Source organism: Streptomyces sp., from assembly GCF_035645055.1.
Classification (GTDB): Bacteria; Actinomycetota; Actinomycetes; order Streptomycetales; family Streptomycetaceae; genus Streptomyces.
On sequence record NZ_DASQNH010000031.1, the window covers coordinates 94,053 to 115,157 of the forward strand.

18 protein-coding genes and 3 pseudogenes are annotated in these 21,105 nt (G+C 74.0%); 12 read left to right on the top strand and 9 right to left on the bottom strand.

Going from position 1 to position 21,105, the window contains the following annotated elements:
* Nucleotides 1-185 precede the first annotated feature (185 nt).
* From VE614_RS10125 to VE614_RS10140, 4 genes are all read right to left on the bottom strand, one after another.
* Nucleotides 186-1,034 (bottom strand): hypothetical protein, encoded by an 849-nt coding sequence (locus tag VE614_RS10125; RefSeq protein WP_324934888.1) that lies wholly within the window; start codon nucleotides 1,032-1,034, stop codon nucleotides 186-188.
* Nucleotides 1,035-1,192: 158 nt separating this feature from the next.
* Nucleotides 1,193-2,143, bottom strand: a complete 951-nt coding sequence (locus tag VE614_RS10130; protein ID WP_324934890.1) for an N-acetylmuramoyl-L-alanine amidase — start codon at nucleotides 2,141-2,143, stop codon at nucleotides 1,193-1,195.
* A 9-nt stretch (nucleotides 2,144-2,152) separates the two neighbouring features.
* Nucleotides 2,153-2,827 (bottom strand): class I SAM-dependent methyltransferase, encoded by a 675-nt coding sequence (locus tag VE614_RS10135; RefSeq protein ID WP_324934893.1) that lies wholly within the window; start codon nucleotides 2,825-2,827, stop codon nucleotides 2,153-2,155.
* Nucleotides 2,828-3,011: 184 nt separating this feature from the next.
* Nucleotides 3,012-4,790: an MFS transporter gene (locus VE614_RS10140; protein ID WP_324934895.1), complete on the bottom strand. Its 1,779-nt coding sequence runs from the start codon at nucleotides 4,788-4,790 to the stop codon at nucleotides 3,012-3,014.
* Nucleotides 4,791-5,025: 235 nt separating this feature from the next.
* Here VE614_RS10140 and VE614_RS10145 point away from each other — a divergent pair, with 235 nt between their 5' ends.
* The 5 genes and pseudogenes from VE614_RS10145 to VE614_RS10165 all read left to right on the top strand — a co-directional run.
* A complete protein-coding gene (locus VE614_RS10145) occupies nucleotides 5,026-6,384 on the top strand; it encodes an endo-1,4-beta-xylanase (RefSeq protein ID WP_324934897.1) in 1,359 nt (452 codons plus the stop codon).
* A gap of 140 nt (nucleotides 6,385-6,524) precedes the next feature.
* Nucleotides 6,525-8,000, top strand: coding sequence for an MFS transporter (locus VE614_RS10150; protein ID WP_324934899.1), 1,476 nt, complete (start codon nucleotides 6,525-6,527; stop codon nucleotides 7,998-8,000).
* Nucleotides 8,001-8,126: 126 nt separating this feature from the next.
* Nucleotides 8,127-8,666, top strand: a complete 540-nt coding sequence (locus VE614_RS10155; protein ID WP_324934901.1) for a SigE family RNA polymerase sigma factor — start codon at nucleotides 8,127-8,129, stop codon at nucleotides 8,664-8,666.
* Nucleotides 8,666-9,484 carry a hypothetical protein gene (locus VE614_RS10160; RefSeq protein WP_324934903.1) on the top strand — a complete coding sequence of 273 codons (819 nt, stop codon included), beginning with the start codon at nucleotides 8,666-8,668 and terminating at the stop codon, nucleotides 9,482-9,484. The genes VE614_RS10155 and VE614_RS10160 overlap by 1 nt, the downstream gene beginning before the upstream one ends.
* Before the next feature lie 107 nt (nucleotides 9,485-9,591).
* Nucleotides 9,592-10,128, top strand: a pseudogene (locus tag VE614_RS10165) (phosphatidate cytidylyltransferase); the annotation flags it as partial.
* Here the strand turns inward: VE614_RS10165 and VE614_RS10170 are convergent.
* Nucleotides 10,111-10,734 (bottom strand): GNAT family N-acetyltransferase, encoded by a 624-nt coding sequence (locus VE614_RS10170; protein ID WP_324934905.1) that lies wholly within the window; start codon nucleotides 10,732-10,734, stop codon nucleotides 10,111-10,113. The pseudogene VE614_RS10165 and the gene VE614_RS10170 overlap by 18 nt on opposite strands.
* A gap of 256 nt (nucleotides 10,735-10,990) precedes the next feature.
* Between VE614_RS10170 and VE614_RS10175 the strand changes: the two genes are divergently transcribed.
* The gene (locus VE614_RS10175) at nucleotides 10,991-11,851 is read left to right on the top strand and encodes a MaoC/PaaZ C-terminal domain-containing protein (RefSeq protein ID WP_324934907.1); all 861 of its coding nucleotides are present in this window, start codon (nucleotides 10,991-10,993) and stop codon (nucleotides 11,849-11,851) included.
* Between the two features lie 106 nt (nucleotides 11,852-11,957).
* On the opposite strand, the gene VE614_RS10180 is transcribed toward VE614_RS10175, so the two are convergent.
* Both VE614_RS10180 and VE614_RS10185 read right to left on the bottom strand, forming a co-directional pair.
* Entirely contained in the window at nucleotides 11,958-12,131 is a 174-nt protein-coding gene (locus VE614_RS10180) for a hypothetical protein (protein ID WP_324934909.1), read from the bottom strand.
* A 94-nt stretch (nucleotides 12,132-12,225) separates the two neighbouring features.
* Nucleotides 12,226-13,578: a hypothetical protein gene (locus VE614_RS10185; RefSeq protein ID WP_324934911.1), complete on the bottom strand. Its 1,353-nt coding sequence runs from the start codon at nucleotides 13,576-13,578 to the stop codon at nucleotides 12,226-12,228.
* A gap of 274 nt (nucleotides 13,579-13,852) precedes the next feature.
* Between VE614_RS10185 and VE614_RS10190 the strand changes: the two genes are divergently transcribed.
* Genes VE614_RS10190 through VE614_RS10200 form a run of 3 tightly spaced genes read left to right on the top strand, consistent with a single transcriptional unit; the run spans nucleotide 13,853 to nucleotide 16,868 of the window.
* Entirely contained in the window at nucleotides 13,853-14,713 is an 861-nt protein-coding gene (locus tag VE614_RS10190) for a Nif3-like dinuclear metal center hexameric protein (RefSeq protein ID WP_324934913.1), read from the top strand.
* The gene (locus VE614_RS10195) at nucleotides 14,710-15,453 is read left to right on the top strand and encodes a zinc ribbon domain-containing protein (RefSeq protein WP_324935098.1); all 744 of its coding nucleotides are present in this window, start codon (nucleotides 14,710-14,712) and stop codon (nucleotides 15,451-15,453) included. Before VE614_RS10190 ends, VE614_RS10195 begins: the two co-directional genes overlap by 4 nt.
* Nucleotides 15,454-15,464: 11 nt before the next feature.
* A complete protein-coding gene (locus VE614_RS10200; RefSeq protein ID WP_324934915.1) occupies nucleotides 15,465-16,868 on the top strand; it encodes a bifunctional RNase H/acid phosphatase in 1,404 nt (467 codons plus the stop codon).
* A gap of 112 nt (nucleotides 16,869-16,980) precedes the next feature.
* Here the strand turns inward: VE614_RS10200 and eda are convergent.
* Nucleotides 16,981-17,604 (bottom strand): annotated as a pseudogene (gene eda / locus VE614_RS10205) (bifunctional 4-hydroxy-2-oxoglutarate aldolase/2-dehydro-3-deoxy-phosphogluconate aldolase); the annotation flags it as partial.
* 80 nt (nucleotides 17,605-17,684) lie between these two features.
* On the bottom strand, nucleotides 17,685-18,467 hold the full coding sequence (gene yaaA, locus VE614_RS10210; RefSeq protein ID WP_324934917.1) for a peroxide stress protein YaaA: 783 nt from the start codon (nucleotides 18,465-18,467) through the stop codon (nucleotides 17,685-17,687).
* A 73-nt stretch (nucleotides 18,468-18,540) separates the two neighbouring features.
* Here yaaA and VE614_RS10215 point away from each other — a divergent pair, with 73 nt between their 5' ends.
* The 3 genes and pseudogenes from VE614_RS10215 to VE614_RS10225 all read left to right on the top strand — a co-directional run bounded on the left by VE614_RS10215 (nucleotide 18,541) and on the right by VE614_RS10225 (nucleotide 21,052).
* A complete protein-coding gene (locus VE614_RS10215; RefSeq protein WP_324934919.1) occupies nucleotides 18,541-19,974 on the top strand; it encodes an RNB domain-containing ribonuclease in 1,434 nt (477 codons plus the stop codon).
* A 43-nt stretch (nucleotides 19,975-20,017) separates the two neighbouring features.
* A pseudogene (locus VE614_RS10220) lies at nucleotides 20,018-20,194 on the top strand (Uma2 family endonuclease); the annotation flags it as partial.
* Between the two features lie 27 nt (nucleotides 20,195-20,221).
* On the top strand, nucleotides 20,222-21,052 hold the full coding sequence (locus VE614_RS10225; RefSeq protein ID WP_324934920.1) for an AraC family transcriptional regulator: 831 nt from the start codon (nucleotides 20,222-20,224) through the stop codon (nucleotides 21,050-21,052).
* Nucleotides 21,053-21,105: the final 53 nt, after the last annotated feature.

Genomic DNA, 21,105 nt, shown 5'->3' on the forward strand with positions numbered 1-21,105 from the left:
CGGCCCGTACGGCGCCGCCCGAGCGCGCCATCAAGGGCGATCCGCACGGGGGTCCCGCGGCGCAGGACCCGCGGCAGCCGGTGCCGGCCCTCCACCACCCCCGGCCCCGACAGGCCGAGGGGACGGCTGTACGGCGACGGCCCCCCGCCCGAAGGGCGAGGGGCCGTGACGGAGTCGGCGGGGCGTCAGCCGCGCTGGATGCCGCTGGTGTCCTGGAGGACACCCCGGCGGCCGTCCTGCGTCTGGGCGACCAGGGTCGCGCCGCGCTGCTCGACGGCCAGGTACCAGGTGCCCGGCGCCAGTTCGGCGATCGGCGTCGGCGAACCGTCCTCCGCGAACAGCGGGCGCGGCACCGGAACGGCGAACCAGAACGGGGAGAAGTCGCCCGCCGGCTGCTGCGGGGCCTGCGCCTGCTGGGGCTGCTGCGGCTGGGCGCCGTACGGCTGCTGCTGCGGGCCCGGCTGCGGCTGGCCGCCGAACGACGGCTGCGGGGCACCGGGGCCGCCCGGGCCGCCGGGGTAGCCGTAACCGCCCTGCGGCTGGGCGCCGTACGGCTGCGGGGCGGCCGGGCGCGGGGCGCCGACCAGAGCGGCCTTGAGGGCGGGGACCAGCGGGGTCGCCACGGCGACCGCGGCCATGATCAGCGTGGCGATCAGCGCCAGGATGAGACCGATGCCGGCGTCCGGGCCGTCGCTCGTGTCACCGACGTTGTTCGCGCCGCCCGCCGGGTCGAAGATGTTGCCCAGCGCGCTCCACGCGGCGAACACCGTGAAGGCCACGCCGAGCTGGCCCAGGTCCAGGCCCGCGACCTTGCGCGGCGTGGGCAGCCCCCGGGACACGACGACGAGCGCGGCACCGATCAGACCGGCGAGCACGACACCGAGCAGGACCGGCCCGCTCGCCCAGAGGTTCGGGAGGTCGTAGCTGTCCGGGATCCCGTCGATCGAGTAGAGGTCGAGGAACGACGCGATGAACAGCAATACCGCTGCTCCGATCACCACGCCGTCGCCTCTAGTGAGGGAGCGGATATTCACTTCAGGTCCTTCGTCAGTCGTCTCGTCGTCGGTGGAGGCGTCGCTGTCACCATGTCGCCGTCAGGCCCCGGTGTGAAGCGCGGGGGTGGCCCCTCATCGTACGGACGACCCTATCGTCCGCCTGTCGGGGCTGTCCGCCGGGATCAGCGCGCCGAGCACTACCCGCGCAGGAAACTCACGATTCCCGCAGAGATCCCTCGCGCCGCCTTCTGCCGCCAGGCGCCGCTGGTCAGCAGCGCCGCGTCCTTGCTATCGCGCATGTTGCCGCACTCGATGAACACCTTGGGAACCGTTGACAGATTGAGACCGCCGAGGTCCTCGCGCGTGACGAGTCCGGTGCCGTCGCCGACATAGTTGGAGGGCGCGCTGCCGGTCACCCGCACGAAGTTGCCGGCGATCCGCTCGCCCAGGTCGCGCGAAGGGCCCACGATGGCCCGGGTGTCGGCGGCCCCCGCCCGCACCTCGCCCGGCAGGATCACATGGAACCCGCGGTTCCCGGCGCCCGACCCGTCGGCGTGGATCGACACCACGGCGTCCGCGTCCGCCTCGTTCCCGATCCGGGCCCGCTCGTCGATGCACGGCCCGAACGGCCGGTCGGCGTCCTGGGTCAGCTTCACCGTGGCGCCCTGCGCCCGGAGCAGGGTGCGCAGCCGGTGGGCGACGTCGAGGGTGAACTGCGCCTCGGCGTAGCCGTCATCGGTGGTCGTCCCGGTGGTGTCGCACTCCTTGCGGCCCGTCCCGATGTCCACCTGCCGGTTGATCGCGGCGGTGTGCCGGACATTGCCGGGGTTGTGCCCGGGGTCGATGACGACGACCTTGCCCTTGAGCGGACCGGAGGCGGCGCCGGCGCCTGCCGTCGTGTCACGGCCCGGATCGTGGTCGTCGGAGGCCGGCGGGGAGCCGGAGGGGTGCGCGGCGGAGGGGCTGGCGGAGGCGGGGGTGCCCGCCGAGGGGGCGGCCGTACCGCCGCCGCCCGTGCCCCCTACGCCCTCGACCACCAGCCACCCGGCCAGCGCGCCGACGGCCAGCGCGCCCCCCACCACGGCGAACAGCCTGCGGTGTGGGCGGCGAGCGGGAGGAGGATCGAATTCCGGACCTGCGTACGACACGGGGCCACCCTAGCGGCCGGCCGGCGAGATCACGGGGTGCCCCGCGCCCGTCCGCCGCAGCACCCGCATCGACCCCGCGACGCCCACCTCCGTGAACGCCCCCGACTCCAGGGCCCGCAGGTAGACGCGGTAGGGCGCCTGGCCGGTGAACTCGTCGACCGGATCGGGGAACACGTCGTGCACGACGAGGAGCCCGCCCTCCGCCACCCGGGGCGCCCAGCCCTCGTAGTCGGCGGTGGCGTGCTCGTCGGTGTGGCCGCCGTCGATGAAGACGAGGCCCACGGGGGTGTTCCACAGCGCCGCGATCTGCGGGGAGCGGCCGACCAGGGCGACCACGTGGTCCTCCAGGCCCGCCTTGTGCAGGGTGCGGCGGAACGTCGGCAGGGTGTCCATCAGACCCAGCTCGGGATCGACCGTCTCCGGGTCGTGGTACTCCCAGCCGGGCTGCTGCTCCTCGCTGCCCCGGTGGTGGTCCACGGTGATCGCGGTGACACCGGCCGCGCGGGCCGCGTCGGCGAGCAGGATCGTCGACCGGCCGCAGTACGTGCCGACCTCCAGCAGCGGCAGCCCGAGCCGCCCCGCCTCCAGGGCCGCCCCGTACAGCGCCAGCCCCTCGTCGACCGGCATGAACCCCTTCGCGGCCTCGAACGCGGCCAGGATCTCCGGCTTGGGTGCCGTGGTCATGGGTCCCCCTCGGTCATACGACTGTTCCACCCGCCATGCTGCCGCAACACGAAGCCCCCGCCCGACACGGGGTACGGCAAGCGCCCCGAGGAGGCGCGGGGAACCGCGCGCCCAGCCACGACGGCGCCGCGGCCGCGAACGGGCAGAACGCGGCACCGCCAGAACCCCGCGCCCCCGTGGAGCGCTACGCGCTGACCGTCTCGCCCGGCAGCGAGAGATCCACCTCGACCGCACGGCCGTCACCCGCGTGGGTCGCCGCCGAGGCGTGCGGACCGTGCCCGGCGGCCTGGACGGCCAGGACGTAGGGACCCGAGGCCGGTACGGCGAGCGCGTAGCCCCCGTCCTGCGCGGAGTACGTCGCGCCCGCACGGCGGCCCTGCCGGTCGATCAGGGTGACCCGGGCCCGCGGCACCGGCGTACCGTCGGCGGACAGCACCCGCCCCTGGAAGCCCCGCAGCCCCTCCTCGGCCCGCTCCAGCGAGGCGTCCTCCTCGCTGCCGGCCCGTAGCTGAAGCTTGCCCGAGGGCCGCTGCCCCGGCAGGAACAGCGCCAGCAGCAGACCGACGGCGACCGCGGCGGCGGCGATGAGGAAGGAGACGCGGAAGCCGTGCATCGTCGGGACGGCGATGCCGTCGACGGTGTCCGCCGTGTTCGCCAGCACCGTGCCGATGACGGCGCTCGACACGGACGTGCCGATGGACCGCATCAGCGTGTTCAGGCCGTTCGCCGCGCCCGTCTCCGAGGCCGGGACCGCGCCGACGATCAGTGCCGGGAGCGAGGAGTACGCGAGGCCGATGCCCGCGCCCAGGACGACCGAGGTGACGACGGTCTGCCAGGCGGCGTCCATCAGGCCGAGCCCGCCGCCGTAGCCGAGGGCGATGACGAGCAGGCCGGTGATCAGCGTCACCTTGGGGCCGTACGTCGCCGACAGGCGGGCGTAGACCGGCGCGGTGAACATCATCGTCAGGCCCAGCGGGGCCACGCACAGCCCCGCGACGACCATCGACTGCCCGAGGCCGTAGCCGGTCGCGGAGGGCAGCTGGAGGAGCTGGGGCAGGACGAGGGAGACGACGTAGAAGGAGACGCCGACCATGATCGACGCGAGGTTGGTGAGCAGCACCTCGCGGCGGGCGGTGGTGCGCAGGTCGACCAGCGGCGCGGCGAGACGCAGCTCCATCAGGCCCCACAGCAGCAGCACCACGGCCGCCGCGGCGAACAGGCCCAGCGTCGTGCCGGACGACCAGCCCCAGTCGCCGCCCTTCGTGATCGGCAGGAGCAGCAGGACCAGTCCGGCGGACAGACCGAGCGCGCCGGGCAGGTCGAAGGAGCCGGGGGCACGCATGGGCGACTCGGGCACCACCAGCAGGACCAGGGCGATGGCGAGGACGCCGAGGCCGGCGGCACCGTAGAACAGGGCGTGCCAGTCGGTGTGCTGGGCGACCAGGGCCGCCGCGGGCAGCGCGAGACCGCCGCCGACGCCGATCGAGCTGCTCATCAGGGCCATCGCGGAGCCGAGCCGTTCGCGCGGCAGCATGTCGCGCATCAGGCCGATGCCGAGCGGGATGGCGCCCATCGCGAAGCCCTGGAGGGTACGGCCGGCGATCATCGGCAGCAGGGCGCTGGTGAACGCGCTGATCAGCGCGCCGACGACCATCACCGCGAGGCTGGCGACCAGCATCCGCCGCTTGCCGAAGAGGTCGCCGAGCCGGCCCATGATCGGGGTGGCCACGGCTCCGGAGAGGAGCGTGGAGGTGAGGACCCAGGTGGCGTTGCCGGGGTCCGTGTCCAGCAGCCGCGGCAGGTCCTTGATCACCGGGACGAGCAGGGTCTGCATCACCGCGACCACGATGCCCGCGAACGCGAGCACCGGGACGACGGCCCCGTGGGCGGTCCGGTCGGTCCGGTCGGGCTGGTCGGGCCTGGCGGGCTGGCCGGTCGTCGTGCCGGTCGTCGTGCGTGTCATGTGCAGCTTGAACTCGGTGCGCCCAGGCAACTATTCCGATGCTTTGACGACCTAACTATTTCTTGACGAATTGCATCGGGGAGGCTGGCGAAAGTTTCGCTCCCTCGGGGTGTCCATCGTGTTTCTACTGGCGTCTCAACCGCCAGTCGTGCGTACCCCGTTGACGCCCTTCCCGTGAGTCCGTACCGTCTGCGCATCCAATCGGAAACCCGCACGAAACTTTCGGGAGACAGTCATGCATACGAGCACGTCCTCCCCCGTCCGAAGGGCACTCGTCCCGGTCCTAGCGAGCCTGCTCGCCGTCGCCGGCCTCACCGTCGCCTCGGGCACCGCCGAAGCGGCGAGCACGCTGGGCGCCGCCGCCGCCGAGAAGGGCCGCTACTTCGGCACCGCCGTCGCGGCCAGCCACCTGGGCGAAGCGCCGTACGTCTCGACGCTCAACACCGAGTTCGACTCGGTCACGCCCGAGAACGAGATGAAGTGGGACGCCGTGGAGCCCAGCCGCGGCTCGTTCAGCTTCGCGAACGCCGACCGGATCGTCAGCCACGCCCAGAGCCGGGGCATGAAGGTCCGCGGCCACACCCTGGTCTGGCACTCCCAGCTCCCGGGCTGGGTCGCCGGCCTCGGCGCCGCCGACCTCAGAAGCGCCATGAACAACCACATCAACCAGGTCATGGGCCACTACAAGGGGAAGATCCACTCCTGGGACGTCGTGAATGAGGCCTTCCAGGACGGCTCCAGCGGCGCCCGCCGCAGCTCGCCCTTCCAGGACAAGCTCGGCAACGGCTTCATCGAGGAGGCCTTCCGCACCGCCCGCGCCGCCGACCCCGCCGCCAAGCTCTGCTACAACGACTACAACACCGACGGCGTCAACGCGAAGAGCAATGCCGTCTACGCCATGGTCCGCGACTTCAAGGCGCGCGGCGTGCCCATCGACTGCGTGGGCTTCCAGTCCCACTTCAACAGTGCCTCCCCGGTCCCCGCCGACTACCAGGCCAACCTCCAGCGCTTCGCCGACCTCGGCGTCGAGGTCCAGATCACCGAGCTGGACATCGAGGGCTCCGGCACCAGCCAGGCCACCAGCTACGCCAACGCCGTCAAGGCCTGCCTCGCCGTCACCCGCTGCACCGGCATCACCGTCTGGGGCATCACCGACAAGTACTCGTGGCGGGCCGACGGCACCCCTCTCCTGTTCGACTCCAACTACAACAAGAAGCCCGCGTACACCGCCGTGCTGACCGCGCTCGGCGGCTCCCCGGGCGGCGGCAACCCCGGCAACCCCGGCGGCGCCACCTGTACCGCCACCTACAGCAAGCAGGAGGAGTGGAGCGACCGCTTCAACGGCAAGGTGACCATCACCGCGGGCAGCACGGCGATCACCGGCTGGACCACGACCGTCACCGTCACCTCCCCGCAGAAGATCGCCGCCACCTGGAACGGCTCACCCACCTGGGACAGCAGCGGCAACGTCATGACCATGCGGCCCAACGGCAACGCCGTCCTCGCCGCCGGCGCCTCGACCAGCTTCGGGTTCACCGTCATGAAGAACGGCAGCTCGGCGGCGCCCGTGGTCGGCGGCTGCACGGCGTCCTGACCGGGGCGCCTCCCCTCCCCAGTCGCATTCCCGGTCGTACGGCCTCCCGGGGTCGTACGACCTCCCGAGGGTCGTACGACCGAGGCCATTGGGACCAAATCCCGATGCCCGACCGGGAACCGGTTGAGACCATGGCACCCATGCTCCCAGCGACCGACACCACCACCCGCACATCCCTCCGCACCGCACCCCCCACCTGGCTGGTGGTGGCGCTCGCCTGCGCCGGACAGTTCCTGGTCGTGCTCGACGTGTCCGTCGTCAATGTGGCGCTGCCGTCGATACGGGCCGACCTGGGGCTGAGCGGCCCTGGCCTGCAATGGGTGGTGAACGCGTACGCGATCGCCTTCGCCGGGTTCATGCTGCTCGGCGGGCGCGCCGGAGACCTGTTCGGCCGCAAGCGGATGTTCCTGGTCGGGCTCTCGCTGTTCACGGTGGCCTCGCTGGGCGGCGGGCTCGCACAGGAAGGCTGGGAGCTGCTGGCAGCGCGGGCCGCGCAGGGCCTCGGCGCGGCCGTCCTCGCCCCCTCCACGCTCACCATCCTCACCTCCGCCGTCCCGGAGGGCGCCGCGCGGGCACGGGCCATCGCCACCTGGACGGCGGTCGGCGCCGGCGGCGGCGCCGCGGGCGGACTGATCGGCGGCATGCTCGTCGACGGGCTGTCGTGGCGGTGGGTGCTGCTGATCAACGTCCCGATCGGCGCCGTCGTCCTCGCCGCCGCCCTGCGGTGGCTGCCCGAGAGCCGCGCCGGGGAGCGGCGGCGCCTGGACCTGCCGGGCGCGGTGCTGGTCACGGCGGGGCTCGGCGCGCTCGCGTACGGCATCTCGCAGACCGAGGTGACGGGCTGGACCGCGTCGGACACGCTCGTCCCGCTTCTCGCCGGACTGCTGCTCATCGGCCTGTTCCTGCTGGTCGAGGCGTGGACGGCGGCACCGCTGATGCCGCTCAGGCTGCTCGGGCTGCGGCCGGTGTCGTCGGCGAACGCGGCGATGTTCCTCAGCGGCTCCGCGATGTTCTGCATGTGGTTCTTCATGACGCTGTACGCGCAGAACGTGCTCGGCTACTCGCCGCTGGAGGCCGGCCTCGCCCTGGTGCCCAGCTCCCTCGCCGTGATCGTCGGCTCCAAGCTGGCCCCGCGCTGGATGCGCGTACTGGGCGCGCGGCGGGTCGCCGTGCTCGGCTCGCTGATCGGTGCCGCCGGGTTCGGCTGGCAGTCGACGATGCGCGCCGACGGCGGCTATCTGACCGGCATCATGCTGCCCGGCATCCTGATGATGCTCGGCGCGGGCCTCGCCGCGACCCCGCTGGCAGCCCTCGCCACCTCGGGCGCGGACCCGCGTGACGCCGGACTGGTCTCCGGCATGATCAACACCTCCCGGGTGATGGGCGGCTCCCTCGGCCTCGCGGTGATGTCGACCATCGCGGCGGCGCGGACCGGGGAGAGCACGGGGGCGCAGCAGCTCACCGAGGGATACGCGCTGGCGTTCCGGGTGTCGGCGGTGGTGCTCGTGGCGGGGGCCGTGGTGATGGCGGTGTGGCTGCCGGGGAAGGGGGCTGCGGGAGCGGGAGCGGGAGCGGGAGCGGGAGCGGGAGCGGGGGCTGCGGGGGCTGCTCGCTGAGACTGCCGGCACTGGGGCGGCGCGGGGCGTGAACGGGGCCGCTCGGCGGGGCCGGTGAGAAAGCCGGACCGGGGAGGCAACGGTTCGGGGTGCCCATGGACTCCTTTGTTCGTCTAGGAGGTGCCCATGGGGGATCGGAAGCAGGCCCGGGACGAGGAGTTCCAGGCCTTCGTCATCGGCCGCTGGCCGCGGCTGATGCGCACGGCATTTCTCCTCACGGGGGAGCAGCACGCCGCGGAGGACCTGGTCCAGTCGACACTCGAACAGGTCTTCGTGGCCTGGCGCAAGGTCGGCTCGGCCGATGAACCGGAGGCGTATGTGCGGCGCGTGATGATCAACGCGCACGCGCGCAAACACCGCAGACGACTACGGGAGTTCCTGGCGCCGAAGGACGACTCCGGCCTCGCGCACGAGCAGCCGGACACCGGTGACCGCATCGCGCAGGCGGACGACCGCAACGCGCTGCTGACGGCGCTCGCCGAACTCCCCCCGCGCCAGCGGGAGGCCGTGGTGCTGCGGTACTGGGAGGACCTGACGGAGACCCAGACGGCCGAGGCCATGGGCTGCTCCGTCGGCGCGGTGAAGAGCAACGCGGCCAAGGGGATCGCGAAACTCCGCGCCATACCGGGACTGGCCGAGACGGTGACACAGGGAGGGCGGAAGTGATGGGCGCGAACCGGGAGACCGAGCACGACATGTCGCACACGGACATCGCCTTCCTGCTGGCCGAGGCCGCGGACGAGGTGGAGATCGGTATAGCCCCCTACCAGTCGGTGATCCGGGGCGGACGCCGCCGCAGAGCCCGCCGCTGGGCGGTGGCGGCGGCCACGGCGCTGCTGATCAGCGGCTCGTCGGCGACCCTGGCGGTCGCGGGCCTGCCGGGCGGTGGCGGGGACCGCGTCGCTCCGCCGGCCGGCCTGTCATGGTCCTCGACCCCCGACGTGTTCACGCCGCAGCGGACCCTGCTCGCCATGGGGACGGACGGGGGCAGGGAGTGGTCGGTCGTGCTCGACGTATGGGCGGCGCCCCGTGACGAGACGGAGGCACAGGCCCAACTGGCGCGGATGGCCGAGTACGGGGAGTTCCCGGAGGAGGTCCGGCACGCCTACGTTTTGGTCGGCAGCAGCCACTACGTCGTCCGCAGCTTCGTCGACGGCACCGAGTCGCTGGTCATGTGGTCCGCCTTCCCGGAGGGCGAGGACGCGTCCCGGGACCTCACCACGGCCGCCGTCTCCCTGGAGTCCGGCGACGACGGCCCCGAGCGGCTGGTCGTCGGCCAGGTCACCAGGGCCGCCGGCCAGATCACCTGCACCTGGAAGGACGGCACCAGCAGCGTGATCGAGCGGGCCCCGGCGGATGTCGACACACCGCCGAACCAGAGGTTCATCCGGCTCGCCGACGGCTCCCCGGTCGACTGGTTCGTCTGCCTCGCCCCGCGGGGCACCGAATACCGGTCGGCGGAGGTGACGAAGCTCGCCGACTAGCCGGAGGCCGTCCGGTGGGCCCGTCTTTCCCTCGCCGCGCCTGAGTACGCGTACTCAGACGGGCTGCGTCGCTCGCCCCTGACGCCGCCCCATCGCCGTCCCGAACCGGTGTGGTGCTGACCGCCTGGCTGGCCCCCGGGCAGGTGCTGCGGGCCGCCGCGCTCGGGGCCCTGGCGGTGGCCGCGGTACCGCTGCTGTCCGGCGACGCCCACCAGGGCGAGCGCCGGCTCGCCGCCGGACTGCTGGGGCTGGCCTGGCTGAGTCCGCTGGCCGCGTTGGTGCCTCTCGGGGCGAGCGCGCTCGCCCTGTTCGTGGCGGTCTCCGTCGCCGACATCGTGGCGTACTTCGCCGGGCCGCGGCTCGGCGGGCCGGGGCTGTCGCCCCTGTCACCGGCCAAGCGCTGGAGCGGCACGCTCACCGGCGCCGCCGCCGGGCTCGCCGTGCTCGCCCCGCTGTCGGCGCTGAGCTGGCCGATGGCCGTGGCCGTGGCGGTCGGCGGCCCGGCCGGCGACCTCCTCGAGTCGATGATCAAGAGAGGTGCGCGGGCCAAGGACACCGGCCGCTGGCTCCCCGGTTCGGGCGGACTGCTGGACCGGATCGACTCGCTCCTGGTCGCCCTGGCGGTGCTACTGGTCCTGCGCTGACCCCGGGCGCGGGTCCCGTCGCATCGCCCACAGCGCCGGCCCGCCGCCCGGCAGCCGCAGTTCCGTGAGCACGGTGAAGCCGAAGTGCTCGTAGAGAGGGAGGTTGGACGGCTTGGAGGACTCCAGGTAGACGGGCAGTCCGGCCGCGTCGGCCCGGGCCAGTCCCGAGCGCAGCAGGGCGGCCCCGTGCCCCTGGCCCCGGGCGGCGGGGTCGGCGCCGATCACGGCGAGGTACCAGTGCGGCTCCCGCGGGCCGTGCTGGGCGGCGGCCTCGACGGCGTCCCGGAACAGCGGGGCGCGGTCGCCGAGGATCTCCTGGAGCCGCTGGACGGTCGTCGCGTCGGGAACGGCCTTCTCCTGCCCCTCCGGCGGGACCCAGAAGGCGGCCGCGGAGCCGGTGTGCTCACAGACTCCGTGGCGCAGGTACTGCCGGGTGAGGAGGGTGGCGAAGTAGCGGGACAGCCCGGTCTCGCGCGTGGCGGCCTCGGGGAAGAACCAGCGCATCATCGGGTCGTCGTCGAAGGCGCGGGCCAGGAAGCCACTGATGGCGGGCACGTCGTCGGACGTCGTTGTCTTCGGTGTGTGCGTCGTCGGCATATGGGTCATTCTGCGCGTGATGATCTTCGCCGGATCACCCGCCCCCCGGTTCCGGCGCTGCCGGGGGTGAGCTGACGAGTCGTCAACACCGCGCGACCGCGCGTATTCACAACCACGGAGAGGTGGGTTATACAGAGGGTCGCCGCGCTGGAACGCGTTCTAGGAGGGCGGGTTCCGCGGCGTCAGGGCGTCCCCGGTGCGGCCGACGGTGCGGACGGTCGCGCCGGGGTCACCCCTCACCGACTCCGCCGCGCTCAGGAGCCCCATGCCCATCGACGCAGCCAAGGCCCTCGCCGCCGAACCCCGGACCGGCGAGATCTCCTGGACCCCGAAGGACGTCCTGCTCTACCACCTCGGCATCGGCGCGGGCCGCCCCGCCACCGACCCCGGCGAGCTGCGCTACACCCTGGAGTCCCGGCTGCACGTCCTGCCGAGCTTCGCCACCGTCGCGGGCGCCGGCTCACCCGGAGTGATCAGCGGCCTGTCCATGCCCGGCGTCGACGTCGACCTCGCCCGCGTGCTGCACGGCGGTCAGTCGCTCACCCTGCACCGCCCCCTCCCGGCCGAGGGCACCGCGACCGCCACCGGCAGGATCGCCGCCGTGTACGACAAGGGGAAGGCGGCCGTCCTGGTCATGCGCACCGACGTCGCCGACGCCGAGGGCCCGCTGTGGACCAGCGACGCCCAGATCTACGTACGCGGCGAAGGCGGCTGGGGCGGCGACCGGGGCCCGGCCGTGCGGTGCGCACCGCCCGCAGGGGCGCCCGACCGGACCGTCGAGCGGCCCGTCCGCGAGGACCAGGCGCTGCTCTACCGCCTCTGCGGCGACTGGAACCCCCTGCACGCCGACCCCGAGTTCGCCCGGCGGGCGGGCTTCGACCGGCCCATCCTGCACGGCCTGTGCACCTACGGCATCACCCTGAAGGCCGTCGTCGACACGCTGCTCGGCGGGGACGTGACCCGGGTGCGCGGCTGCACCGCGCGGTTCGCCGGGGTGGTCTACCCGGGGGAGACCCTGCGGGTGCGGATGTGGCGGGGGGACGGAGAGGTCCGGGTGAGCGTCGACGCCGTGCGGGGGAGGGGCGACGCGCCGGTCCTCGCCGACACCAGCGTCCAGTACTCGTGAGCCGGGCGTAGGCCGCTCGCCGGTCCCCGCTCCCCGCCGGGGAACGACAATGCCCCGCTCACCGCGAGGTGAACGGGGCCGTCGCGCCGTGCCGATCGACGTACCGTCAGGCCGCCGTCTCGGTCTGCCGCTCCACCGGCTTGCGGTGCCGGCCGCGGGGGGCCGACTCGGTGTCGTGCACCGAGACCGGACCGCGGTGCTTGCCGCGGCCGGGCGCCGTGTGGCCGGGCGCCGCGGCGTGGTCGGTGGGCAGCGGCTGGGACGTGCTGGCGTCGCTCATCGGAAGTTCACCCCGTCAACATGATCTTTCGTACAGCCGGGGGAGTTTAACCGGCACACCTCGGGCCGAATCCAGACGGCCACGCCGACCGCCGCTACTTCGTTACAAGACGCCCCAACGTGCCTTTGGCCAGGGGTGCTTGCTGCAAGGGCACCGGTCGCGGCGCGACCGGCTCCGGAGGGTCGGCTTCCGACGGCGGCCCCGACGCCAGCCCCGAGGGCGAAGCCGTGCCGTCCCGGCCCGGACCCTCCGCACACGCGTCCCCCGTGGCCCCCGGCAGGGCCCCCGTGGCCCCCGTCACGCTCCCCGTCGCCTCCGCGAACGCCATGCCTCGCCGGGTCTCGGCGGCGGCCTCCGCCTCTCCGGCGCCCCGCGTGTTCCCCGCGCCCCCGACGTCGTCCGCCCCCACCACCGGCTCGGGCGCCGTCAGCTCCGCGACGCCGCACGGGGTCCCCGCCGTGGCGTACGGCAGCCGCAGCACGCCGTCCGCCGTCCACAGCCCCGCTCCCGCCAGCCAGCCCTGGGGCGCCGGGAGATGGTGTACCTGCCGTTCCGCCGGCCGCCACACCCCGATCCAGCTCCCCGCCGGACCGTCGATCCGCAGCGCCACCCCGCAGCTCTCCGGCGTCAGCACCTGCCCCGGCTGGATCGCGAACGGCGTCACCGCGCAATCCGCCGACCTGCGCAGGCACTCCGGGAACCGCACCGGCAGCGTGCTGCCGAGCACCCCCCAGCCCAGCCGGGCGTGACCGGGCGAGGGCGCGTCGGAGCGGATCAGCAGCAGCCCGCTGTCCGGATCGGCGAGCAGCAGCCGGTCGTCGCTGTCGGCGGCGATCTGCAGCAGCGGCGACATCTCGCCCCCGCGCTCCAGGTCGACCACGACGGACTTCGTACGGCCGCCCAGCTCCCGGTCGAGCGCCAGTATCCGCCCGGACCGGTCCAGCCACACCCCGCCCGAGCAGCGCCCCGGGATCTCCGCCGCGTGCTCCGGTCCGAACGCGCCTCCGGCGACCAGCCACACCGCGCTGGAGCGCGGGCCGACGGCAAGGGCGTACGCGCGGTCGCCGCCCGGCGCGGGCGGCAGCAGCCGCAGCGCGGCGTCCCCGCACTCGACCGCGCCCAGGGGCAGCTCGCCGGTGCCCGGGCCCGTCGGGTAGAGCAGCGAGAAGGTGTGCCGTCCGGCGGCGTAGCGGCGGATGAGCACCCGCCCGTCGCCCATCGGCTGCACCTCGGTACCGGGCTCCTCGGGCTGGTTGCCCGGCAGCGGCACGGCGTAGGGCTCGGGGCCGTCCAGCGTCCAGCGCTCCGGGAACCAGGAGTCGCCGCTCCGGGTGAGACGCGCGGCGTAGCCGCCGTCCACCGTGATCACGCAGCCCGGCCGCGGGGAGAAGCCGTATTGGTCACCGTCCCGGTCTCCCGCGGCGGGCTCGATCGCACAGGCCGTCATCGTTCGGTCACCTCCAGCGACGAAGCTAGTTTTCGTACGCACAGACGGAGGACCGGCCGACCGTCGCTTCACACATAAGGGTGGCCGCCCGGCGGTTCACCTGAGGGAACGGAGGCGTATGTGCTCCACGGGGCGACGGGCCCGCGTGTGCCGGTCGTGTGCCGGTCGTGTGCCGGTCGTGTGGCGGTCCCGGCCGGCCGAGGCGGGGCGGCGGGGCGGCGGTGCCGCGACGTACCGGTTCAGGCCCGCGGAACAGGCAGGTAGCCTGTGTCCCGTGCCCCGTCTGTCTGAAGTCATCACCGCGCTGGAGAACCTGTGGCCCGCCGAACGGGCCGAGTCCTGGGACGCGGTCGGAACGGTCGTGGGCGACCCCGGCCAGGAGGTCACCCGGGTCCTGTTCGCCGTCGACCCCGTCCAGGAGATCGTCGACGAGGCCGTGAAGCTCGGCGCCGACCTGCTGGTCACCCACCACCCGCTCTACCTGCGCGGCACCACGACGGTCGCGGCCTCCACCTTCAAGGGCCGGGTCGTGCACACCCTGATCAAGAACGACATCGCGCTGCACGTCGCCCACACCAACGCCGACACCGCCGACCCCGGTGTCTCCGACGCCCTCGCGGGCGCGCTCGACCTGCGCGTCGTAAGGCCCCTGGTGCCCGACCCGACCGACCCGGAGGGCCGCCGCGGCCTCGGCCGGATCTGCGAACTCGACCACCCGCTGACCGTCCGCGAACTCGCCGCGCTCGCCGCCGAGCGCCTGCCCGCCACCGCGCAGGGCATCCGCGTGGCCGGCGACCCCGAGGCGCGCGTCCGCACGGTCGCCGTCAGCGGCGGCTCCGGCGACAGCCTCTTCGACCACGTCCGCGCGGCGGGCGTGGACGCCTTCCTCACCGCGGACCTGCGCCACCACCCGGCGTCGGAAGCCGTCGCCCACAGTCCTCTCGCGCTGCTCGACGCGGCGCACTGGGCCACCGAGTGGCCCTGGTGCGAGCTGGCCGCGAGCCAGCTCGACGAGATCTCCGACCGCAACGGCTGGGGCCTTCGGGTCCACGTCTCGAAGACGGTCACTGACCCCTGGACCGCCCACGCGGCGTCCTCCACCCCGACCTCTAACGCAATGGGAGCCCCCAACTGAACGCCGCGCCCGCCGACCAGATCCGACTCCTCGACGTCCAGGCGCTCGACGTGCGCCTCCAGCAGCTCGCGCACAAGCGCCGGTCGCTGCCCGAGCACGCCGAGATCGAGTCGCTGACCAAGGACCTCACGCAGCTGCGCGACCTGCTGGTGGCCGCGCAGACCGAGGAGAGCGACTGCGCCCGCGAGCAGACCAAGGCCGAACAGGACGTCGACCAGGTGCGCCAGCGCGCCGCCCGCGACCAGCAGCGTCTCGACTCCGGCGCGATCAGCTCGCCGAAGGACCTGGAGAACCTCCAGCGCGAGATCGTCTCGCTCGCCAAGCGCCAGGGCGACCTGGAGGACATCGTGCTGGAGGTCATGGAGCGCCGCGAGTCCGCGCAGGCGCGGGTCGCCGAGCTGACCGAGCGGGTCACCTCCGTGCAGGCGAAGATCGACGACGCCACCGGGCGCCGCGACGCCGCGTTCGAGGAGATCGACGGCGAGGCCGCCACGGTCACCAAGGAGCGCGAGGTCGTCGCCGGGGCCGTCCCCGCCGACCTGCTCAAGCTGTACGAGAAGCTGCGCGAGCAGCAGGGCGGCGTCGGCGCGGCCAAGCTGTACGCGCGCACCTGCCAGGGCTGCCGCCAGGAGCTGGCCATCACCGAGCTGAACGAGATCCGCAAGGCCGCCCCGGACACCGTGGTGCGCTGCGAGAACTGCCGTCGCATCCTGGTGCGTACGGCCGAGTCGGGCCTCTAGGAGGCTTCGCGGTGCGGGAGTTCATCGTCGAGGCCGACGGCGGGTCGCGAGGCAACCCGGGGCCCGCGGGCTACGGGGCCGTCGTCATCGACGCGGCGACGGGGGAGACCCTGGCGGAGGCGGCGGAGTTCCTGGGCACGGTGACGAACAACGTCGCCGAGTACCGGGGCCTGCTCGCCGGACTCCGCGCCGCTCGCGACCTCGACCCCACCGCGCGCGTGCACGTCCGCATGGACTCCAAGCTGGTCGTCGAGCAGATGTCCGGCCGCTGGAAGATCAAGCACCCGGACATGAAGCCGCTCGCCATGGAGGCATCCCGGGTCCTCCCGCCCCACCAGGTCACGTACGAGTGGATCCCGCGCGAGCGGAACAAGCACGCCGACCGCTTGGCGAACGAGGCGATGGACCGGGGAGTCGCCGGCACTGCGCCCGCCGCCCGGGTCGCCACCGAACCGGTTACCGCGTCCGCCGCTCCTTCGGCTGCCGAGTTCGCGGTTGAACCGGGCGCCGTACCCGCCGCGTCCGCCGCTGAACCGGCCGCCGCGTCCGCCGCCGAAGCCGTCGGACTGCCCGCCGAAGCCGCCGAACCGGCCGCTGGGTCGGCCGCCGAAGCGCCCCGACCGGCCGCCGCACCCGCCGTCGAACCGCCCGCCGCCGCGACTCCTGCCGCGCCTCCCGCCGAGGGTCCGGCCAAGGCCGAGGCCGACCTCCGCGCCGCCCGCACCGTCGCCACCCCCACCGCCGCCGCGACCTCCACCCCTCCCGTGGGCTGGGGCTCCGCGCCCGACCTCGGCGCGCCGGCCACCTTCGTGCTGCTGCGGCACGGCGAGACACCGCTGACCCCCCAGAAGCGCTTCTCCGGGAGCGGCGGCAGCGACCCGTCCCTCTCCGCCATCGGCCGTGAGCAGGCCGAGCGGGTCGCGGCGGCGCTGGCGCGACGGGGCACGATCCAGGCGATCGTGTCGTCCCCGCTGGCCCGCACCCGCGAGACCGCCGGGATCGTCGCCGCCCGCCTCGGCCTGGAGGTCGGCATCGACGACGGGCTGCGCGAGACGGACTTCGGCGCCTGGGAGGGCCTCACCTTCGCCGAGGTGCACGAGCGCCACCCGGAGGACCTGGCCGCATGGCTCGCCTCCCCGGACGCGGAGCCGACCGGCGGCGGCGAGAGCTTCGCCGCGACCGCCACCCGGATCGCCGCCACCCGTGACAAGCTGGTCGCGGCGTACGCGGGCCGCACGGTGCTGCTGGTCACCCATGTCACGCCTATCAAGACGCTGGTCCGGCTCGCGCTGAACGCGCCCGCGGAGTCCCTGTTCCGCATGGAGCTGTCGGCGGCGTCCCTGTCGGTGGTGGCGTACTACGCCGACGGCAACGCCAGCGTCCGCCTGCTCAACGACACCGCGCACCTGCGCTGAACGCGCCCCCACCGGGCGTACCCCCACCGGGCGTACCCGCGTCGGGTGTACCGGCGTCGGGCGTACCCACACCGGACGCACCTCCGCCGGACGCACCCCCGCCCGGCGTGTCCGCGCCGAGCCCTGCCGCCTCCCGGGCCAGCCGCTCGATCCGCGCCCAGTCCCGCGCCGCGACCGCGTCCGCGGGAAGCATCCAGCTCCCGCCGACGCATCCGACGTTGGGCAGCGCGAGGTAGCGGGGCGCGGAGTCGGGCCCGATCCCGCCCGTGGGGCAGAACCGGGCCTGCGGCAACGGTCCGGACAGCGAGCGCAGATAGGCCGTACCGCCGGCCGCCTCGGCCGGGAAGAACTTCATCTCCCGCACCCCGCGCTCCAGCAGTGCCACCACCTCCGAGGTGGTCGACACCCCCGGCAGGAACCGCACCCCGGAGCCGAGCATCGCCTCCAGCAGGGCGTCGGTCCACCCGGGGCTGACCAGGAACCGGGCCCCCGCCGCCACGGACTCCGCCACCTGCCCCGGCGTGATGACGGTCCCCGCCCCCACCACCGCCTCCGGCACCTCGCCGGCGATCGCCCGGATGCCCTCCAGGGCGCCCGGCGTCCGCAGTGTCACCTCGATCGCGGGCAGCCCGCCGGCGACCAGGGCACGGGCGAGCGGTACGGCGTCGGCCGGGTCGGCGAGGACGACCACGGGGACGACGGGTGCAAGATCGAGGACAGGCGGAAGGGAGGGCATGACCATGCCCTCATCCTGCCGGTGCCCGAGCACCCTCCGCAAAGCTTATTGCGCATGTTGCAACAGGCGCTCCGGGGAGATCAGTGGACCTCCTCCACCAGCACATCCAGCGCCCACGCCTGCCCGGCCTTCGCCGGAGCCTGCGTCTCCACCTCGTACCCCAGGTCACGCAGCGCCTCGACCAGCTCGGCGGGCCCAGTCGGCGCCGCCCCGGAGGCCAGCAGACTCCGCACCATCCGCCCCTTGGTCGCCTTGTTGAAGTGGCTGACGACCTTCCGGGTCGGCGCGTGCAGCACCCGCACCGTCGCCGTCCGCCCGGCCACCTCGCCCTTCGGCTTCCACGCCGTCGCGTACGCCGCCGACCGCAGATCCAGCACCAGCCCGTTCCCGGCCGCCTCCGGCAGGGCCGCGGCCATCGGCGTACGCCAGTACGCGCCCAGCGCGCCGAGCCCCGGCAGCTTCACGCCCATGGAGCACCGGTACGACGGGATCCGGTCCGTCACCCGGACCGCGCCCCACAGCCCCGAGAACACCAGCAGCGACCGCGCCGCGCGCCCCTTCGCGGCCGGGTCCAGGGAGGCCAGGTCCAGGGCGTCGTACAGCACCCCCGTGTAGACCTCCCCCGCGGGCCGCGCCCCGGCCGTCCGCAGTTCCGCGTTCTTCCCGACCTCCCCGCGCAGGCCCTCGCTCAGCCCCAGCACCTCGCGCGCCTTGCCCTCGTCGCCCGAGCACAGCTCGACCAGCTCGCCGAGCACCGTCTCCCGGGCCTCCGTCAGGGCGGGCAGCGACAGCGACTCCAGCTTCAGCGGGGCGCCCCGGCCGGAGGGTGCCTTTCCCTCCGAGGGCGGCAGCAGGACCAGCACGTTCACTCCTTCTGTAGCACTCCCCGCCAGCGTACGGCGTGCCACCCGCCACCCCCCGGCCTACGCTCGCTGTATGCCCCGCCGCCCCCTGCGCGTGACCGGCGCCCCCGAAGACCCGCTGCGCGCCGCCCTCGGCACGCTGCGCACCGAACTCGGCGTCCCCGAAGGCTTCCCGCCCGAGGTACTGGCGGAGGCCGAACGGGCGGCCCGGGAACCGAGGCTGCCGTCGTACGACGCCACCGACATCCCCTTCTTCACCATCGACCCGCCCACCTCCACCGACCTCGACCAGGCCATGCACCTGTCCCGGCAGGGCACCGGCTACCGCGTCCGGTACGCCATCGCCGACGTCGCCGCCTTCGTCACCCCCGCCGGCTCCCTCGACGCGGAGACCCACCGACGGGTCATGACCCTCTACTTCCCCGACGAACGCGTCCCCCTCCACCCGCCCGCCCTCGGCGAGGCCGCCGCCAGCCTCCTCCCCGACGGCCCCCGCCCGGCCGCGCTCTGGACCGTCGACCTCGACGCCGACGGCCGCACCCTCGCCGTCGACGTCCGCCGCGCCCTGGTCCGCAGCCGGGCCAAACTCGACTACGCCTGGGTCCAGCGGCAGATCGAGGAGGGCCGCGCGGAGGAACCGGTCGCCCTGCTGAAGACCATCGGCCTGCTCCGCGAACGCCTGGAGACCGAACGCGGCGGCATCTCCCTCAGCGTCCCCGAACAGGAGATCGTCCCGCGCGACGGCACCTACGAGCTGGCCTACCGCGCCCCCCTCCCCGCCGACGCCTGGAACGCCCAGATCTCCCTCCTCACCGGCATGGCGGCGGCCGACCTGATGCTCGCCCACGGCACCGGCGTCCTGCGCACCCTGCCCGCCGCGCCCGACGGCGCCGTGGGCCGCCTGCGCCGCACCGCCCACGCCCTGCGCGTCGACTGGCCCCACCACGTCTCCTACGCCGACCTGGTCCGCTCCCTCGACCCCCACCAGCCGCACCACGCCGCCTTCCTCCTGGAGTGCACCACCCTCCTGCGCGGCGCCGGCTACACCGTCTTCCGCGACGGCGCCCTCCCGCCGATCACCACCCACTCCGCCGTCGCCGCCCCCTACACCCACTGCACCGCCCCCCTGCGCCGCCTCGCCGACCGCTACGCCACGGAACTCTGCCTCGCCGCGGTGTCCGGACACCCCCCGCCCGACTGGGTGCTCGCCGCACTCGACGAACTCCCCGCCGAGATGACCGCCGGCGCGCGCCGTGCGAGCGCGGTGGAACGGCAGTGCGTGAACACCGTCGAGGCGGCGGTCCTCGCCTCCCGGATCGGCGAGACCTTCGACGCCTGCGTCATCGACATCGACGACCGCCGCCCCACCACCGGCACGGTCCAGCTCACCGACCCGGCGGTCATCGGCCGTATCGACGGCGACCGCCTCCCCCTGGGCGAACGCCTCCGCGTACGGCTCACGGAGGCCGACCCGGCCCGGGCGACGGTACGGTTCACGCCCGCGTGAGGGGCCCCGTGCGTGCCACGACCGAGGGAACGGTTCCCGATCTCACGGCCGCGGCGGCATCCCCCTCTACCTGCCGGTCGACCGCGCGGCCTCCTCGGTCACGCTGTTCAGCGACCCGGAGAAGGACGACTACCGCCAACTCCTCACCCTGCCCTTCGGTGAACCCGTCCCCCTTCCCGACCCCTTTGGATTCGACCTGGACACCAGCGACTTCCTCTGATCCCCTGTTGGCCGGGGGGGGGACCAGGTGAACGGACGGGAAGACGCACGGTGGACACGGGCCCGACTCGGGCGCTGCGGTCCCGCGCTGGACCTGCTCACCGCCCGCTTCGACCGGCACGTCTACGCGCCCCACGCGCACGAGGAGTTCACGGTCGGGGTGACCCTCGCCGGGCTGGAGTTCATCGACTACCGGGGCGGGCGCATCCACTCCGGGCCGGGCTCGATCGTCATCCTCGAACCGGGGGAGATGCACACCGGGGGCCCCGCCGCCCCGGACGAGGGCTACTCCTACCGCGCCCTGTACGCCGCCCCCGCCCTGCTCGCCGACGGCACTCTCGGCACCGGGGTCCGGCACTTCCGCGAACCCGTGCTCGACGACCCCGAGCTGGCCGCCGCGCTGCTGCGCACGCACACCGAGCTGAGCGCCTGCCCGGATCCGCTGGAGGCGGAGTCCCGGCTGCCGTGGCTGCTCACGGCGCTGGCCCGCAGGCACTCCACGGCCCGGGCGGCGAGCGACACCGTGACCGGCGCCGACGGCATCGCGCACGCCGTACGCGACCGGCTCGCTGACGAACTCACCGACCCGCCCTCCCTCGCCGCCCTCGCCACCGACCTCGGCCTGTCCCGCTACCAGCTGCTGCGCGCCTTCCGTACGGCGATGGGCGTGCCGCCGTACGCCTGGCTCGCCCAGCACCGGGTGCACCGGGCGCGCGGCCTGCTGGAGTGCGGGCTGCGGCCCGCCGAGGTGGCGGCGCTGGTCGGGTTCGCCGACCAGGCCCATCTGACACGCTGGTTCCGGCGGGTGCTGGGGGTGACCCCCGCGGCGTACCGCAACAGCGTTCAAGACGGCGGATGAGGGCGGCGCGCAGACTGCCGCCATGACTGCACGCGGCTGGGCCCTGTTCTCCC

Excerpts from the sequence above, each read along its gene's own strand:
- VE614_RS10140 (WP_324934895.1), bottom strand. The coding sequence starts at position 4,790 with ATGACACGCACGACGACCGGCACGACGACCGGCCAGCCCGCCAGGCCC.
- VE614_RS10215 (WP_324934919.1), top strand. The coding sequence starts at position 18,541 with ATGCCCCGCCGCCCCCTGCGCGTGACCGGCGCCCCCGAAGACCCGCTG.
- VE614_RS10135 (WP_324934893.1), bottom strand. The coding sequence starts at position 2,827 with ATGACCACGGCACCCAAGCCGGAGATCCTGGCCGCGTTCGAGGCCGCG.
- VE614_RS10175 (WP_324934907.1), top strand. The coding sequence starts at position 10,991 with ATGCCCATCGACGCAGCCAAGGCCCTCGCCGCCGAACCCCGGACCGGC.
- VE614_RS10185 (WP_324934911.1), bottom strand. The coding sequence starts at position 13,578 with ATGACGGCCTGTGCGATCGAGCCCGCCGCGGGAGACCGGGACGGTGAC.
- VE614_RS10170 (WP_324934905.1), bottom strand. The coding sequence starts at position 10,734 with ATGACCCATATGCCGACGACGCACACACCGAAGACAACGACGTCCGAC.
- VE614_RS10150 (WP_324934899.1), top strand. The coding sequence starts at position 6,525 with ATGCTCCCAGCGACCGACACCACCACCCGCACATCCCTCCGCACCGCA.
- VE614_RS10160 (WP_324934903.1), top strand. The coding sequence starts at position 8,666 with ATGGGCGCGAACCGGGAGACCGAGCACGACATGTCGCACACGGACATC.
- VE614_RS10145 (WP_324934897.1), top strand. The coding sequence starts at position 5,026 with ATGCATACGAGCACGTCCTCCCCCGTCCGAAGGGCACTCGTCCCGGTC.
- VE614_RS10155 (WP_324934901.1), top strand. The coding sequence starts at position 8,127 with ATGGGGGATCGGAAGCAGGCCCGGGACGAGGAGTTCCAGGCCTTCGTC.
- VE614_RS10180 (WP_324934909.1), bottom strand. The coding sequence starts at position 12,131 with ATGAGCGACGCCAGCACGTCCCAGCCGCTGCCCACCGACCACGCCGCG.